The sequence below is a fragment of the Paraburkholderia kirstenboschensis genome, from assembly GCF_904848585.1.
GTDB classification, from domain to species: Bacteria; Pseudomonadota; Gammaproteobacteria; order Burkholderiales; family Burkholderiaceae; genus Paraburkholderia; species Paraburkholderia kirstenboschensis.
Window position 1 is genome coordinate 43,587 of the sequence record NZ_CAJHCR010000024.1, and the last position, 16,903, is coordinate 60,489.

The following is a 16,903-nucleotide window of genomic DNA, read 5'->3' on the forward strand; positions in this document are numbered from 1 at the left end:
AGCTCGGGCGCATAGACACAGGCCGCAGCGGCCGCCGATTCTCCTAATCAACTAAGAAGTGCTAAAGATAGTGCCGCGTTACGCTTCGAGAAGCGTGCCCGATTCACCCGCGCTGTTCTAGGGCGCTCGAAGTCATCGGGTGTCAGTTCCAGGCGTGCGCACGGATGCGCAAGTAGCTTCCGTTCGGCGATCGCGCGGATGCGGCTGTACCCGTCCCGGAAAATCCTCTCGATCCGGGCGTCCCGGGCCCGCGGCTCAAGCCAGAAGTGGGGCTCCAGCGCTGCAATCGTGACGATGCATTCGACGGTGGTGTTTCCGCGGACGAGCCAGAACGACACGCCTTGTCGATTTGCCAGAATCTGCGGCTCGAATTCAGGTTTTTCCATGGCGGGTTCCGGGCGTCATCTCGTAGGCGAGTGAGCAGGCTGTCGGTCGCTCCGGTGATGCCAGCGACCGCTGGCCGGTTCGTACCGGCGATCGAACCGTGTTCTTAGGAAACGGTCAGCCACCGGGCCGACTCCGAGGGGCCGGTCGGTCATGCAGGTTGTCGCGCTCACTTCCGGGTCGCAAACGCCTCACTGATCTGCCGCGCGCGCTTAACCTCGTCACTGTGCAGGTAGATCGAGGTAGTCGACACCGAAGCGTGCCGGAGATTGTCGCGCACGGTCGTCAGTTCTGCGCCATGCCCGAGCGCGTAGGTGGCGTGCGTATGCCGCATCCAGTGAGGGCTGGCACGGCGCAGCTTCTCCGCGAGCGGCGGGTGATCGGTTTCAATCGCATCGGCGGCAACGCAGAAGAAGCGCTCAAGGACACCCCACAGCCGCACGCTGCTGATGGTCGCGGCGCTGTCGGCTTCCAGGCTGCCGATGACCGGTGTGTCCGGCCGCCAGCGTGCAGCAGTAGCCGGCAGCTGGCGCTCGGCCAGATAACGCGCCAGTGCGTCCCACGCGAGTGGCGGCAGCGCCACCCGGGCCATCCTGCTGCCCTTGCCGGTGACGCGCAGCCAGTGCTCGCCGCGTGCGTCCGTTTCAACCTGGCCGAGCGTCGCGCCGACCAGTTCACTCGCACGCAGACCCGTCGCGAAACCGAAGTCGAGCAGGAACCGCAGGCGCTGTGCGGCCGGTGCCGTCCAGCCGGAAGACCATTCGAGGCCGTCGGCGATCGTACGCAACTGGGCCCATTCGCCGTCAGTGAAAGCGCGCGATGCGTCGAGCGCCGATGCGGTTTTGCCACCGCGCACCCTGATGCCTGCAAATGCGTTGGCCAGCACGTAGCGTTGTTCGACGAGCCAGCGGAACAGGGCACCAACAACCGACAGCGCGTGCGCGACCGAGCGCGCGGACAGACTGCCAGTGAACGGCCGCCAGTCCGTCGACGTGCGCGGGCGCACCGGGCCGATCCACCGTGCGCGCGGAGACGGATGGCGCAGGAACGTCCGGTAGGCGATCGCATCATCAGTCGTCAGGGACGACAGCGCGCGGCCGCGCTCGACGATGGCCCAGAGGATCAGCCGCTCGGCTTCCTTGCGGTAGGTCCGCTGCGTGGCGGGCGACTCGTGCAGGGACAGCCACGTCTGCACGGCCTCGTAGTCGTTGGACGCGTCGAGTGTGCAGGTGGCGGGCGGTGCGCGGAACGTGCCGGCGGAGCCGTCGACCTCGTGCGGCAGTTTGAGGGTCTCCCACGGCACGATGTCGCCGCGCTGGCTCGCGACCACCAGCGCACGCGCCCGGTCCGTGAGCGCGGGCCAGGCGGCGAAGAACGCCTCGATCGAACGGGCGCTCGCCATGCCGAGGCCCGGCACCGCCTTCCACCACTGACGCCGGCGCGGGATGCGTACCGTGAGATCGGCGAGCGTCGTGATGCCGTGCGCGCGCAGCACCCGCACCGCGCGTGGCGCGAGCCACTGCGCAATGTCGTCGGCGATCTGCGGTTGCAGCGGGCGGGCGGTGCGCAGCGCATCGATCGCGTGCCCGGCGCCTTTCGCATGCTGCTCACGGCCTGCCGACGGATGGGTGAGGAGTGCGACAAGGTCGTCGCGATGGGCGGCGCGCGCGATGTCCACCAGCTGGCGCCGGATGCGCCCGAGCACGCCGCGTGCGGATTTCCCGTCACCGAGCGCGGAGGGCAGGTAACGCGCGACGGCCTGCCGCACCGGTACGCCCGCATACCACGCGCGCAGCACAGCGAGCTCGTCGGCATCGGGGAACGTCGCTGCAGCATCAGCGGCGGGCGTAAAGGGCAGGGTGAGGCGCGTTTTCATGCAGGGGAGTTTAGCGCATCAACAGTCATCTTAAGATAAGATAAGAAAACTTATCTTTACAGCGCGATAGTCGCGACGTTTCTCGGAAACACATCTCACCGATTGATGTGCGGGCACCCTTGTGACGGATCGCGTGATCCACATCGACTCAGCGTGGGTAACTGGCTATCGAGCTACTTGAAGTACTGGCCCAAGGCCTCGTTTCGGGAACTGCGGACACTAAAGCGGGCTCTGTCGCATTAACGCGGGAGAGGTAAAATTCGAGGCTGAGGAAAACGCTTTGACCACTCGATGAAAAAGACTCCAACGCCACGAACGACGCTTGCTCCAGGAAATGCCAAGGTGCTGAAGCGACTGCACTATCCGCTTGAAGTGATTCTGCTGTGGTGCGATCGTACGTTGCCTACTCGCTGAGTCTTCGCAATCTCGAGGAAATGATGGCTGAGCGTGGCATTGGTGTCGATCACGCGACGGTGCAGCGCTGGGTCATCAAGGTGGTGCCCTGTTCGAAAAGACGTTTCGCAAGCTCAAGCGTCCGGTCGGCAAGAGCTGGCGGGTTGACGAACATATCAAGGTCAAGGGTTCGTGGAAGTATCTTTACCGGGCAGTGGATAAGGCGGGCAACACCATCGATTTTCTGTTCCGAGCCAAGCGGGACAAGGCTGCTGCGCGACGCTTCTTTGAAAAAGCAATCGCTCAGAACGGCTCCCCCGAGACGGTAACCATCGACGAAAGCGGCTCCAATCTGGCCGCGCTTCACGCGGTGAATGCCGAGCGCGAGATGCCCATCAGGGTTCGCCAGATCAAGTACTTGAACAACATCGTGGAGCAGGACCATCGGGCCATCAAACGCCGAACCCGTGAACTGCGGAATCGTAAGGTCGTGAAGCCGCGTATCACGCGATTGCGCTTGCGCGCTTCACGATTCACCCCGACGGTTCCGTCGGGGTCGAAGTCCTGCAGCCGACGCAGCCGCCGCGTCTGAGTCGGCTGTTGCTCGCCTCGCTGCACAACTGGCGTTTCTTCCAAGCCATCGAGAAGGGCAAGCCTGTCGAGAGCCATCAGGACGTCCGCGTCCACCTTGTGGTCCAGTAGCGTATGCACATGCGGCGGTGCTGGATAAGCGGGCACCCGGGTCGCCAGCGCCACACCAAGCCCGGCTGTGTCAGGTTGCAATGCTGCCAGTCTCGTTTAGATAGGAGTGTCCCAACGGCTTGGCCGGACAGGTGCCTTTTCTGGATGGGAAGGACCGCGATTCGAAAAGCGCGTGTGTGAATTTTACGGTACGGCGCGGCGAAGCGTGCGCTTAGCCGGTTGTTGTCCGCTTTGAAAGCGCGATAGAAAACGCATTGGCGCGTCAGAACGTGGACGGTACTACGCTTGGCGTGGGAGGATCAATGAGCGGAGTGGAAGGGAATGACCGCTGCGCAGGGGCCGCCGATCGTCATCGGGCGGATTATGAAAACGTTCCGGCAATTCCAGAGTACAAGCCCAAGCCTACCGTAATGGCGATCACCGTTCCGGCCAACATCCCGTAACTTCCCCTTAGTCGATACGGCTCGGGCAGGCGCCGGGCGAGCAGGTACAGGAAGCCGAGCACGATCGGCAACAGCAGCGCGTTCATCACCTGCACGCCAACGCCCAGCGAGACCAGGTTCGCGCCGGAGCCCGCGATGAACGCGGCGACGATCAACACCGTGGTATAGGTAGCGTAAAACCACGGCGCTTCGCGCGGCGTATGCTCAAGCGCATGCCGGTAGCCCAGTATCTCGCCAAGCGCGCGAGCCGCAGTCAGCGTCACCACGATGGCGGCCACGAGCGCCGCGCCAACCATTCCCATGCCGAATAGCAGCTTGCCGGTCTGCGCGCCAAGGAACGGCGTAATCGCATCACCGATTTGCTGCACTGTGTCGAGCGGTTTATGCATGCCGGAACGCGCCAAGGTCGCTGCTGTGACCATCAGCACTGCCGCCATAATCAACTGGGTCAATACCGCGCCGACCGCTGTATCCCAGCGAGCGGCGCGCAGGTCTTCGAGATCGAGCTTTTTCTCCACCACGGCCGATTGCTGATAGAACACCATCCACGGCATGATCACAGCGCCAATGTTGGCTGACAGCAGGAACAGGTAGTCGTGGTTGCCGAGCGGCATGCTGGCAAGCTCGGCGTGTATGCTCGCAGCATCCGGATGGGCGCGCCAGGCCACCAGTACGAACACCAATTCGAAGGCGCCAAGCAGAATCGCGATCCGTTCCACCGACAGATACGACCCTGTGTACGCCATCCAGGATAGCCCGACGACCGTTAGCGTCAACGTAAGCCACGATGGAATGCCATACATCAGGCCAACTCCGGCCAACCCGCTCATCTCTGATAACAAGGCACCCAGGCAGGCCAGCATCAAGGTGCCTACCGACAGCCACGCCCAACGGGGGCCAAAATGCTGCCTGATCAAATCGCCGTGCCCCTTGCGCGTGACCATGCCGAGGCGAACAGTCAACTCCTGAACGATGAATAAGACCGGAATCAATAGCAACTGCAGCAGCAATAACCGGTATCCCCATTGGGCGCCACTTTGCGCCGCGGTGATGACGCTACCCGCGTCCGTGTCGGCCAGCATCACGACCAATCCCGGTCCGGCGATGGCGAAAACTCGGATCCACCAGCGCGATTGCGAGGCGAGTGTGGGTGAACTCATCGATTTATTGAGAATGCGATTCATTACTAAAACGAGATGATCACGTGCAATAGCCGTGGTGTAAATGCGACCGTAAGCCGCAGGGCCAGGGTGTATCGGCCATAAGCTGACTCCGACATCTCAAGCATGAATGGCCGCTTGGCCCGCCGCATACGGACGTTCCCAGTTCCGTCCGGCAGCAATTGTCGGCGCTCTCCAACGTCGGTCCCAATGGGCGCTTTGGCCTGCACCATGCACAATAGCCGCTGTACTACGCAGAGGATGGCCTGCGGGCGTCAACTTCGACCTGAATGATTTGCAGGCATTTCGAGCCGTCGTATAGTTGGGTGGCTTCCGGAAGGCCACCGAGGCGGTCAACATCTTGTGGTCGGCGCTGAGCCGCCCTTTCATCAAGCTCGAACACGCAATCCGCGTGCGGCATCCGAGCGAGCGTTGTCTTCCGAACGATCGATGTCCGCTGGTTATCAATGGATGCGGGCGGAAAGCCGGCAACTGCCCTAAAGCACAGCAGCCACGTGATTGCCTTGCCCCGCGCCGGTAATACTCGCGCTCAGGCCACGAAGCGGCACTGGGACGCGGGCGTGCGCGTGTCCATGTTGCGTCCGCGGTTGAGGTGATCGTCGATTTCCGCCGCGCAGCCTAGCATGCGCGGATAAAGGAAGATCGTGAACGCGGCAGTCTCCAGATCGGACTCGCCGAATTCACCGCGTCGCAGCGGCTGCCAAAGCATCTTCAGCAGCAATGCGGCGATCACCGCATCGACATTGACGCAATAGACGTTGCGCGAGACGCCTGCCTTGAACAGCGCCTGCACCAGCTCGCGGTAGTACGCATGGAACACGTTGTATTCACCGCGCTTCTCGCTCAAGTCGCTGATGAACACTTCGCGCGGGTCGTGGTTGACCGGTCTGTCCTTGAACACCGGATGATTCACGCCCGGAAGCTTCGCGATATCGAGGCTGCCCGAATGCTTCTGCCGCGCCTTGTACTGCGCGTATCGCTCGACGGAGCGCTCGGCGAGCGAGCGCAGGTCCACGCCGTGGCCGGGCTTCGACGGATCGTCCAGCGCGGTTTCCTTGAAAGCATCAATCAGGAACGCGATGCCCTCGTACCCGTTCCCGCCGTGCGTGTAGCCGGTATGCGAGAGAAAGCCGACAAGCGCCTTGTTGAGCTGCACGCGCTCGGGGCCCTCCGGACCGTCGGCGGATACCGCGCCCTTCGCCCCCTGCGCCGAGATCGCACCCGGACCGTTGGTGAGCAGCAGGCCGACGAGCGTTTTGAAGGCGAACAGGTCGTCGGGGCCGGGCTTCAGGTTGAGCAGCGCGGCGAAGCCGATTTCGGTGAGACTGCGCTCGTTCAGCAATTCGTTGGTGGAGAAGCCGCAGAAACCGTCCGGGCCATGCCGGGACGCATCGGCCGATGCACCGATGAGCGTCCCAAATAGCATGCTCCACCAGGGCAGGCTTTCGGCGGTCACGCGCGAGATACGCTTGCGCATGAGCGGGCCCCACGCCAGCGTCGTCGTGATCGCGGCCAGCACCGCGTCGCCGGTCGGGTGAGCGGGCTGCGACGTCAGCCAGCGGACGAAAGCCGATTTCGCGCCGCGCGCGGCGAGCCCCGCGAGCATTGCTTCGGCGAGCGGATCGTGAGAGTCGGCGAAGAACTGTTCACAGCCGCTTGCGTCGATGCGTGCGACGTCGAAAGTTTCATTCAGCGCGTCGGCAAGACCAGCGGCCGCAAAACGATCGATCAGCCACTTGGTGACGTCCCGCGCCGCGCGCTGACGTTTCGGCCCGACGATCGAGGCCGCGGCGGCCAGGATGGCGTTGGGTGCATTGCCGGCCTCGCGTGCGGCTTGCGCTGCCGCGAGTTCCGGCGTTCCGTGCAGATTGACGGACGCGGCGATCGCCACATCGATGAGTTTTTCGTCATTCTCGCCGCCGAATTCGTGCAGCAGGGCAAGGCCGACGTTCGCTTCGAGCGAACGCGTCGCCGCCTCCAGCATCGACGCGCCGTGCAGGCTGCTCACCTGTGTGTTCGCGTCCATCTGCGACGCGCCCGATGCGTCTTTGAGCGCCTGGCGCGGAGCGATCACGCCGATCTGTCGATTGACCTGACGGACCTGCTCGTTATACGGCGCAACAGCTTCCACGACCGGAATCCCGAGACCGTCCGGCACCGCGATGCCCTGATCGGAGCCAAACCACGGCTTGAGTGCGAGACTGCCCTCCGGCTCGAAATCGGACATCGTCGCGTTGGCGCGCATCACGGCGCTCAGCGCGGCCGGGATGTGCGCGATGTTCGTCACCACGGCACCCTTCGTCGAGCAGCATGGATCATCCGGCGTGAAGAGGCGCTCGACGCCGAACTTCTGCATGAACCAGCGTTCCTTGGCTTGCGCATCGTCGTTGCCGCCGGCCATCGCGCCGGCGTGCCCGACTGCCCGCGTGAGGCGGCTCTTCCATCGTCCCACGACGCACGCGACGACTGGCTTCGTGAAGACCGCATCGGCCTCGTAGTAGCCACCCGGTTCGCAGTAGAGCACCGCAGCCTTGCTGCGTGCATCGTTGGCGAGTGCGAACGCGAATTCAGGCGCGGCATAGTGAATATAGACGTCCTTGCCGCTCGAGATGACCGTCGACGTGCCCCAGCCACCCATGCGCAGGTATTGCGCAATCGTCGTGCTGAAGCCACCGGAGTTGGAGAAGATCGCGATCGAGCCCTTGCGCAACGAATCGTCAGGATTGTCGCCGCCGAGCGCTCCGCCGATCCTCACGCGATTCCACGAATCGGCGACGCCGAGGCCGTTCGCGCCGAAGATGTCGATGCCCGCCTGCTGGCCCATCGCGCGGATTTCGCGGGCGTCGTGGACCGCGATCTTCTCGGTGATGATGAAAATCTTTCGCAGCTCGGGATTCACGCGAATTAGTTCAGCAACGCCGTCGCGGGCCGCGGACGGCGGCAGATAGACGACGCCGCAGTTGAACCGGTGTCCCGCTTCGAGCCCCTCGCGGACGTTGTTGTACACACGGATGTCGCCGGCCGGCGTCGGGAGCACTTGACCGCCCTTGCCCGGCGCCGTGCCGAATACGACGTTACCGCCCGAGAATTCATGACTCACGGGCGTCACGTCCGACGATTCACCGCCCAGAATGTTGAGCACGCACACGCGGTCCTCGCGCGTGGCGATCTGTGCGAGTGAGTTGACGCCAACGAAATACTTGAACGTATTGCTGCCTTGCTTGTACATGTCGATCTCCTCAGGCACGAGCCGTTTCGGTTTGCCTCGGTGACGCGCCAATCCTTGCTGCGATCTCGGTGCGGCCGCCGGCGCGCATCCAGGCGTCCGCCTGGCGTGCGTACTGAATTACTTCGCTGATGTCGGAGTCGAAGCCGAACAGCCGATAAGGCAGGCCTAGCGAGTCGCAGGTGTCCCTCAGCGCCGACATGCCCCGCACGAGGTTCGGACCTCCACGGCCCAGCACGACATAGAGCGGCGTCGGTCCGTGCTCGCTGAAGTGCTCGCGCAGGGCGTCGGCCATGGCGCGCAGCGTCTCGTAGATGTCCGTGTTGTTGGACTTGCCGCCGATGATGAAAAGCACGTTCGCCTGTTCGAGCCAGTGCCTGAAGCAGATGCGCGCCACTTCCCTCATCTTCGCGTAAGGCGGATTGCCGCCGAAATCCGACGAGATGATCGCGGCGTCGCCCAACATTTCGGTGACGAGCGAGTTGGCGCCGCCGCCGAAGGTCGGGGCTAGGATCGTTCCGTTATCGTTGATGACGTACACATCGCTCTGGCCCTGATGGGTGCGAAGCTGGTTGATCTCCTGCTCGAAATCGGAGTAATCGGCGGCGAACAGATGAGGCGGCAGGCCAAGACGCGCCCAGCGTGGATCGTCGCGATCGAAGCCGCACTTGAAGTCGCACGCAACTGGCGTAAGGCGACCGCTCCTGTCTTCGCGCATGCGGATCGGGTTCAACTCGAGCGTCGTCATGCCGAAGTTGTGAAAGAGTTCCCAGAGTTTCGGCAACTGCTGCACGAGGGGCGAAATAATCTCCTTCGGGGCGCCGATCTCGCTCAATGCATTCGCTACGACGAACGCCTTCAACCCGGTCAGCGCATCGAACGGCACCATCGCCACCTGCTTCGGGTCGACCTCCTCGATGTCCATACCGCCCACGTGCGAAAGCGTCATCGTCGGCGCACGAAAGCGGGTGGAATCCGTGATCGAGAAGTAGACTTCGTGCGTGGCCGGCACACCGGCTTCGAACGTCACGCCATTCGCCTTCGCCTTGATGTGGCCGACGGTATGCTCGGCGAAGTAAAGCCGCTCCTTTTCCGCGAGCGCGGTCTTAAGGTCGGTCGCGCGGCCAAGCAAACCTGCCTTGCCTTTCTTGCCGACTCCGCCCTTGAAGACGGGCTTGATGAAGATCTGGCGATGACGGTCGATCAGCGCCTTGACTTCCTCTTCGCTGGCGCTCGGACCCAAAATTTCGCTGGCCGGAAACCCGACGAATTGCAGCAGGCGCGCGCCGTGCAACATACCGGTAATTTGCATGGAAATGTCTCCTGAAGTTTAAGCAATGCACTTCGCTTGCTTACAGAACAGCATGTTGCGGGCGGACAGCGGTGAATTCGGGCGCGAGATGACGGCTCGCCGGGACGCGGCGATCCGCCGAGCAAATGTTGTTAGAACCGAATCATTCGGAGCGGGCGCATAGGCATTTTCATCCCGCCGCTCTGCGGGCCAGGCGACGAGATGCGTGCCTTGCGCGACCCGTCAGGCGAGGGTCGCCGATCGCTCGGCTGCACCGCCTCGTCGATAGAGCACAAGCGTCGCGACGAGGCCACATACGGCTGCGAAACTCAACCAGTAGCCGGGCGCCGCCTTGTCTCCGGTCACCTGAATGAGATAGGTCGACACGGCGGGAGTAAATCCGCCAAAGACGGCGGTTGCAAGGCTGAAAGCGAGCGAGAAACCAGCGACGCGCACGTTGGCCGGCATAACTTCAGTCAGCGCCGCGACCATCGCGCCGTTATACATCCCGAAGAAGAACGACAACCACAGCAGCACCGCGAGCATTCGGCCAAAGCTTGGCGCAGCCGCCAACCAGGAAAGAGCCGGGTATGACGAGCAGATGGCAAGCAGTGTGATCGCGATCAGGATCGGCCGGCGCCCAATACGATCCGACAACGCACCGCCGATCGGCAGCCAGATAAAGTTGGATATGCCAACACAGATAGTGACCAGCAGGCTGTCCGCAGTCGTGAGCTTCAGCACCGTCCTGCCGAACGTCGGGGTGTACACGGTGATCAGATAGAACGTGGTGGTCGTCATCGCGACGAGCAGCATGCCTGCAAAGACGGTGCGCCAGTTCGCCAGCATCGTTCGGAACACCTCGCCGACGCGCGGATGATGGCGCTGCTTCTTAAACTCCTCCGTCTCCTGCAATGAGCGCCGCAGGAAGAAAATGAACGGCACGATTGCACAGCCGATGAAGAACGGAATGCGCCAACCCCACGCGCCAATGTCATTCGCCGTCATCCAGCTGTTCAGGAGATAGCCGAGCGCCGCCGCGACCACTATGGCGACCTGCTGGCTCGCCGATTGCCAGCTCGTATAAAAGCCTTTGCGGCCTGGGGACGCCATTTCCGCAAGGTACACCGAGACGCCGCCGAGTTCGGCGCCGGCCGAAAAGCCCTGCAGAAGTCGCCCCACCAGCACCAGTGCAGGCGCGAGCATGCCGAACGTCGCATATCCCGGCACGCATGCAATGAGGATCGTGCCGCTGGCCATGATCGACAACGTCACGATGAGCCCCTTGCGGCGGCCGACTTCGTCGATGTAGGCCCCAAGCACGATGGCGCCGAGTGGTCGCATCAGAAACCCCGCCCCAAAGACGGAAAACGTCAACATCAGCGATGCGAACTCGCTACCAGAAGGGAAGAACACCCTGGCAATCTGGGTGGCATAAAAGCCGAATAGAAAAAAGTCGAACTGTTCCAGAAAGTTGCCGCTGGTGACGCGCAGGACTGCGCCGAACTTTGACGTGCGAGTGCCAACCGGATCTTTCGCCGCTAACGATGAGGCGTTCATGATTTGTCTCCTTGGATGTATTTCTATGGCATAACCGCCGGTCGAGAGCGTTCGACCGGTTTGCGTCAGTCGGACCCGGTTTGCAGGGTGTTGACCTGTCGCTTTTCTATCGACGACTTCAGGAGCGCGGCCGACCGATAGACTCCGTGGGCAAATTTGCCGTACGGCAGCGTGGCGAAGAGCGCCATGACTACGCCCAGGTGTGCCGCGAGCAACCATGCCATTTGAGCGGTGTCGCGCCAGGCCAGAAGCGCCAGGCCGGTTGCACTGGTGAGCAGGAGCAGCGCAATGAAGCCTCTATCCATCGGTTTCTGCTTCGCATCGCCGTGATTCGGGTGGCGGCGCAGGTTGAGCCATAGCAGCCCCGTCGGCCCAATAAGCAGGCCAATCCCGCCCGTAGTGCCGAGAAGCACAGGCAGGGTGAAGAACGCGTAGGGAGCGTGCCGTCCCAGCGCATAGTGATAGAAGGTTGCGACGACGGTGGCCGCGAAGCACAGCATGAAGCCGTAGAACGTGAAATGGTGAAAGCGGCGGCGTGCGAGTGTGAACGCGTCGCTTGATTCATTGCAGCCGTCTCCGTGCCCGCCGTCGAGGTAAGTGAGTCCAAGCACGTGCTTCGTCGCCTCGGCGACGGCGGGAACCGATGCCGCCGTCCCAGCGGACACATCACGCCAGAATCGCGTCACGCCGGCTCCGAGTGCAAGAATCGCAAAGCCGAATACCGCCCCAAAAAGCGCAGCCAGCAGGTTGTGCGGGAACACAGCATAGAAGTTTCCGCCCAGGTCCTCGCCGGTGAGCGACCCTTTCATCCAGATGCCGAGGATGAGGAAAAACGCGAGACCGGCTGCAAGCGCGAGCGAGACCGTCAGGCCGTTGCGCTTGTAAAGTGCGCCCATGAAGGAGGGCCATGCGTATTCGGCGTAAGTCTCTATCCGAACCTGAGCCATCGCCTTTGGTACATTGACCGCGAATTCATGCGGCGGGGCGTACTGGCACGCGTGGTAACACGCGCCGCAGTTATGGCAGAGGTTCGCCAGATAATTGACGTCGGCCTTTCCAAACTCGAGTCGACGCGTCATGGCCGGAAAGACTGCGCAGAATCCTTCGCAATAGCGACAGGCATTGCATATCTGCATCTGTCTTGCGACTTCAACTTCGTTGCCGGTCAACGGAAGAACGCGAATGACCGGGGACGGCAGCTCGCTCATGGAGCGATGGATATCGGAGGGAGGGGACGCGAGTTCCTGAGCCTCGCGAGCCAGTGCTTCAAGCTTGTGCACGGTGAACTCCATTGTGTTGGGTAGCGGCCTCTGCCGCTTCGACGCCCGCAATGCGTCCAAAGGCGGTGCCGATTGACATGCCGACGCCCGCCGTATAACCCTTGCCGAGCACATTGCCGGCCATCATTTCGCCTGCTACGAAAAGGTTGTCGCTCGGCCGCCCGCCGAAATGCACCTGCGCTTTGTCGTTGACTTTGAGCCCGAGGTACGTGAACGTGATGCCGGGTCGCAATGCATAGCCGTAAAAGGGTGGCGTATCGATCGGACGCGCCCAGTGAGTTTTCGGTGGCAGCAGGTTTTCGGTGTGACAGTCATCGAGCGCAGTATGGTCAAACGTTCCACTGCTGCACGCGGCGTTGTAAGCGTCGATCGTCTTGACGAAGGTTGACTCGGGCAGCTTCAGTTTTCGGGCGAGTTCCGGAAGTGTGTCGGCTCTTTCACCCGGGAAGACCGGCGGCATGAATCGGCCCACGGCCTTGGCATCGATAATCGAGTAGCCGATCTGATCGGGCTGCTGCGCGACAAGGCGGCCCCAGATCGCGTACCGCTTTGGCCAGAAGTCCTCGCCCTCGTCATAAAAGCGCTTCGCGTCGCGGTTAAGGACTACGCCGAGCGATACACAATCGATGCGGGTGCAGATTCCACCGTCATACAAAGGCGCGCGTGCGTCGATTGCCACACAATGCGATTGCGAGGGGTCGCCGATTGCATCCGCGCCCGCATCGATCATGAATTTCAGCAATACGCCCCTGTTGAAGCGGGTGCCGCGAATCAGGAAGTTGTCGGCGGGCCACTCGCCGCGTTCATTCTGGCCCCAGGCCTGCCGCAACCATTCGCGATTGGATTCGAAGCCGCCGGCCGCCAGCACGCACGCGCGTGCTTCAAAACGTTGTTTGCCGCTTCTCGCCGCGACGAACCGGTCGCCATCGAGTTCGATGGCGTCTATCGGGGTGTCGTAGCGAATCTGAACGCCACACGCTTCAGCGCTGCGATAGTACGCATTGACCAGCGCCTTGCCGCCGCCCATGAAAAACGCGTTGGTCCGGGCCACATGCAGCGCGCCTGACAGGGGTGGCTGGAACCGCACGCCGTGCTTTTGCATCCACGGGCGGCAAGTGGACGACGCACGAATTGCGAGACGCGCCAGATGCTCGTTCGTCAGGCCACCAGTGACCTTGAGCAGGTCCTGCCAGTATTCTTCTTCGGGATAGGCGTCGACCAGCACATCGTGGGGCGCATCATGCATGCAGCGCAGATTTCGTGTGTGCTGGGAGTTGCCGCCGCGCCATTCCCTGGGTGCCGATTCGAGCAGTTGCACCGAGGCGCCGGCTTCGCGGGCCATGAGGGCGGCGCATAGCGCCGCATTGCCGCCGCCTATGATGAGAACGTCGATCATCTCAGTTGTCTCCTTTGAGACGAACTGTAGAAGGCGGCGACACCGGCCGCCATCAGCAAGGCGGAAAGGGGGCTTCAGGTTTCGTGAAGGGTTCTCTAGCGCAGAGTCGCGCCCTGCCAGCGGCCTTCGGCTACGACTGCCCGGGCGACATCGGCAAGCACAACCCGCGCAGCGAGCCCGGCGGGCGACAATTCGTCATCGGAGACGCTGACGATCAGGTTCGGTCTTCTCGCGTCGGCATCCGCTATCTGCACGCTCACGAGAGCCGCGTTCTCCGGGCGCGCCAGCGCCGCGCCTGGCTGGATCGTTGCCCCGAGCCCCCCGCGCACCGCGTCCATCAGCATGCCAAGGCCATCGACTTCGGCGACGATGCGCGGCTCGTACCTTGCGCGCTTGAACGAGGCGGTCAGCAGCGCGCGCAGGCCGTGTGATCCGCTGGGCAGTATGAGCGGCAGCTCGCCGAGCTGCGCAATGTGTACCTGTGAGCCGGCAGGCATGCCGTGAAGCGTGCTGGTGCCGATGACGAACAGCCGCTCGTCAAGCAACGGTATGACGCTCCAATGCTGGGCCGGCTCCTCGTGGAACAGGATCGCGAGATCAATCTGTCGCGCGCCAAGCATGGAAGCAAGATACCCCGACAAACTCTCGACCATGCGCAACCGGACGTCGGGGTAGCGTTCGCGCATCGCCTGCATGAAGGCCAATCCCAGTACGCCCGTGGTGCTCGGTGCCAGGCCCACGCTCACATGGCCCGAAAGACGGGCCTGCCGGGCGGCAAGCGCTGCATCGTCAACATGACGCAATGCAAGCTGCGCTTGCCGCCAGAACGCGAGCCCAGCGTCGGTTGGCACAACGCCGCTAGACGTGCGCTGCAGCAGACGGGTCGATAGCTCGCTCTCCAGCCGGCTGATCTGCTGGCTCAGCGCGGACGTGACCACGCCGAGTTCGAGCGCCGCGCGGCCCATGCTTCCGTGCTCCACGACGCTGACGAAATATCGTAACTGTCGCAATTCCATGCGTTTCTCCGGAGCCTTTGCATGGGCTGCATTCTCGCAGAGCAACGGAAAAGGGCAAACGAAACGCGCCCGCAACGTAACGGGACAGGCAGAAGCGCGACGCCAGGACCGATTGCGATCCCGAGCTTATCGGCTTCCCGACCAATCAGTGGGAAGGCGTTGAACTACCTGCACGGGCAATGGCCGAAGCTCATGCGACGTTCATTGTGTTGCATCGACCGGTTGAATCCGCCGGGTAAAGCCGACGTTCGAATGCCCGAACGAAAGCATGGTCGAAGGGGCAGTAGATGGCCCGGTGCCTGCCTTTGGCGACAGCGATCCTTCGCGGTTGACGTCGCCGAAGGTACATTGGTCGAAAAACCGTCGCGAACCGTTGCCGATAGTCGTCGCGGCTGCCGTGCAGAAAATGTCATCTCGCACTTACTGGAGCGTGATTTCGCCATCAAACTCCACTTTCAGCTTGAGCCCTGCAACTTCCAGCGTTACTTTTGCGGGAAACGATTCCGTACCTGCGATGGTGCCGTCAGCAAGGGCCTTGGCTACTGCGTGCTCGATCTCGCGCTGCGAATTGACGCCAACCATTTTTAAGAACTTGCGTATGCTGAGGTTGAAGACTTCTTCATTCATTGACAGCTCCCATTTTCCGATGAAGGAGAGATTCCGGCAGTGAGGTTATGCCCAGCCGGCGGGCATCGACATGCTATCGAGAGCAATTGCCCCGATGACGATGGCGACGATCTTGTCGCCGCCGAGGGTGGTGAGTTCGACCTCCGCATTCACTGCTCCATCGGCGAGGGACGTGATCTTGCCGCCACGTTATGCGACTGCTACGCGGCGCGGGCTAGTTCAAAAGGTGAGCGCGGCAGGGATTCGCCATCCACGAATGCAGTGGCACTGCGCGCCGCAAACGCGAAAGCGCATTCTTGACTCGCGAACTGTCCGAGATTCCCGAGTGAAGTAGCTTCACCGCCTTCCGCTAAGATTGATGCACGCGCTACAAAGGCTGTGCCATGCTTCGTGACGCAGGGCTGAATTACTGCGCCGCGGTGATATAGAACCATGGCAACTCCTCTCATTGATGTTCGCGGAATCGGCGATGGCAGTTTAATGCCCATCTTCGTCCAGGGAAAAATGTTACCTTTCCTCGCAGGACGCATAAATAATACATACGTCCGTGATGTGCGCTATACCGGCCGGCCCGACTGGGGGGCGGCACACCGGCGCTGGATCAGCGCCTACTCGTTCGATTCTCTGGCAGCAGCTTGCGTTCGAGGGACCAACGGGATCGTTCAATCGCGCTCCGTTGCCGCTATCCTGTTCGCCGGCGCTATCAGCATAGCAATGTCGACCTGGGTGCGCTTTCGCTTGGGAGCCGGCGTCGCGCTAGTTGGGTTCGTCTACCTGAGCCAAATCGACGCTGACGAACGCAGACCGACGACGCCGACAAACATCCCCCAACCGGCCTGCACGCAATCACAAGCAAATGTAGGCAGTTCTGGCCGGATGGCCAGCGGATCATGGGCGAGGAAAGACGGATTTGACCGGTATAAGCGGCGCTTTTTACGGCATTTTTTCTTGCGAGGCATAAGCAGCAAAACCTAAACTGGGGCCAGCTTGATGACAGTCGGAGGTGGTCATGGCCAAGCACGGTGCAGCAGCGAAGAAATCGGTGGATGTCACTTGTGTTGGTCGCGGCATGGGACGCGTCGTTCTGCGTCGCTTCGATCCAGAGCGTGATTCATTTGATGAGTTGCCCGCAGTGTTGCATCGTGCTTTCGCCCGACTCGGTGCAATGGGGCTCAATTGCACCTGTACAGACCAATCAGTTTCGGTCACCAAGGCTCGCGCGACACTCGACGATTGCTATGTCGTGGTGTTTGACGGACGTCTGATCGGATCAGCGCGGCCGGTGCGAAAGGCCTCATATAAAGTTCTGCCGACCGCCCATCCGCAGGTGATCGCGCTGAACAAGGACTTGTCCGACCCCGCCGCGAACGTGCGCATCGGCTCTTCGATCCTTCGTGGTTATCTCGACGCGACGCAAGGCGATCTGAATCTGGCATTAATGCGCTAGAGCGGCGGCAGCAAGGGCTACGCGCGTCGCGCTCAGTATACGGCAGTTCTCGATCGGTCTGCGCAAGGGGTGAGTCCCTTC

General features: G+C 62.1%; 11 protein-coding genes and 2 pseudogenes. 3 read left to right on the top strand and 10 right to left on the bottom strand.

What is annotated here, in order from left to right:
* Positions 1–119: 119 nt before the first annotated feature.
* Both JMY24_RS34515 and JMY24_RS34520 read right to left on the bottom strand, forming a co-directional pair.
* Positions 120–386: pseudogene (locus JMY24_RS34515) on the bottom strand (DUF1488 family protein); the annotation flags it as partial.
* 167 nt (positions 387–553) lie between these two features.
* Positions 554–2,260, bottom strand: a complete 1,707-nt coding sequence (locus JMY24_RS34520; protein WP_201703753.1) for a site-specific integrase — start codon at positions 2,258–2,260, stop codon at positions 554–556.
* Positions 2,261–2,551: 291 nt separating this feature from the next.
* Between JMY24_RS34520 and JMY24_RS34525 the strand changes: the two are divergent.
* Positions 2,552–3,245, top strand: a pseudogene (locus tag JMY24_RS34525) (IS6 family transposase).
* Positions 3,246–3,716: 471 nt separating this feature from the next.
* Here the strand turns inward: JMY24_RS34525 and JMY24_RS34530 are convergent.
* The 8 genes from JMY24_RS34530 to JMY24_RS34565 form a co-directional block, all read right to left on the bottom strand.
* On the bottom strand, positions 3,717–4,982 hold the full coding sequence (locus JMY24_RS34530) for an NRAMP family divalent metal transporter (RefSeq protein WP_236597664.1): 1,266 nt from the start codon (positions 4,980–4,982) through the stop codon (positions 3,717–3,719).
* A gap of 526 nt (positions 4,983–5,508) precedes the next feature.
* On the bottom strand, positions 5,509–8,208 hold the full coding sequence (locus JMY24_RS34535) for a CoA-binding protein (RefSeq protein ID WP_128598422.1): 2,700 nt from the start codon (positions 8,206–8,208) through the stop codon (positions 5,509–5,511).
* A gap of 10 nt (positions 8,209–8,218) precedes the next feature.
* Positions 8,219–9,517, bottom strand: a complete 1,299-nt coding sequence (locus JMY24_RS34540; RefSeq protein ID WP_128598421.1) for an ATP citrate lyase citrate-binding domain-containing protein — start codon at positions 9,515–9,517, stop codon at positions 8,219–8,221.
* A 222-nt stretch (positions 9,518–9,739) separates the two neighbouring features.
* Positions 9,740–11,056, bottom strand: a complete 1,317-nt coding sequence (tcuC, locus tag JMY24_RS34545; RefSeq protein WP_128598424.1) for an MFS transporter — start codon at positions 11,054–11,056, stop codon at positions 9,740–9,742.
* 65 nt (positions 11,057–11,121) lie between these two features.
* The gene (gene tcuB, locus JMY24_RS34550) at positions 11,122–12,264 is read right to left on the bottom strand and encodes a tricarballylate utilization 4Fe-4S protein TcuB (protein WP_236597668.1); all 1,143 of its coding nucleotides are present in this window, start codon (positions 12,262–12,264) and stop codon (positions 11,122–11,124) included.
* Positions 12,265–12,322: 58 nt separating this feature from the next.
* A complete protein-coding gene (gene tcuA / locus JMY24_RS34555) occupies positions 12,323–13,732 on the bottom strand; it encodes an FAD-dependent tricarballylate dehydrogenase TcuA (RefSeq protein ID WP_128598419.1) in 1,410 nt (469 codons plus the stop codon).
* A 95-nt stretch (positions 13,733–13,827) separates the two neighbouring features.
* Positions 13,828–14,748 (bottom strand): LysR family transcriptional regulator, encoded by a 921-nt coding sequence (locus JMY24_RS34560; RefSeq protein ID WP_128598418.1) that lies wholly within the window; start codon positions 14,746–14,748, stop codon positions 13,828–13,830.
* A 420-nt stretch (positions 14,749–15,168) separates the two neighbouring features.
* Positions 15,169–15,375, bottom strand: a complete 207-nt coding sequence (locus JMY24_RS34565) for a DUF6494 family protein (RefSeq protein WP_116120373.1) — start codon at positions 15,373–15,375, stop codon at positions 15,169–15,171.
* Positions 15,376–15,807: 432 nt separating this feature from the next.
* Here JMY24_RS34565 and JMY24_RS34570 point away from each other — a divergent pair, with 432 nt between their 5' ends.
* Together JMY24_RS34570 and JMY24_RS34575 are read left to right on the top strand one after the other, a co-directional pair.
* Complete coding sequence (locus JMY24_RS34570; RefSeq protein ID WP_201703773.1) at positions 15,808–16,350, top strand: hypothetical protein; 543 nt, start codon at positions 15,808–15,810, stop codon at positions 16,348–16,350.
* Positions 16,351–16,384: 34 nt separating this feature from the next.
* The gene (locus tag JMY24_RS34575; RefSeq protein ID WP_128598416.1) at positions 16,385–16,822 is read left to right on the top strand and encodes a lysozyme family protein; all 438 of its coding nucleotides are present in this window, start codon (positions 16,385–16,387) and stop codon (positions 16,820–16,822) included.
* The last annotated feature ends 81 nt before the right edge of the window (positions 16,823–16,903 follow it).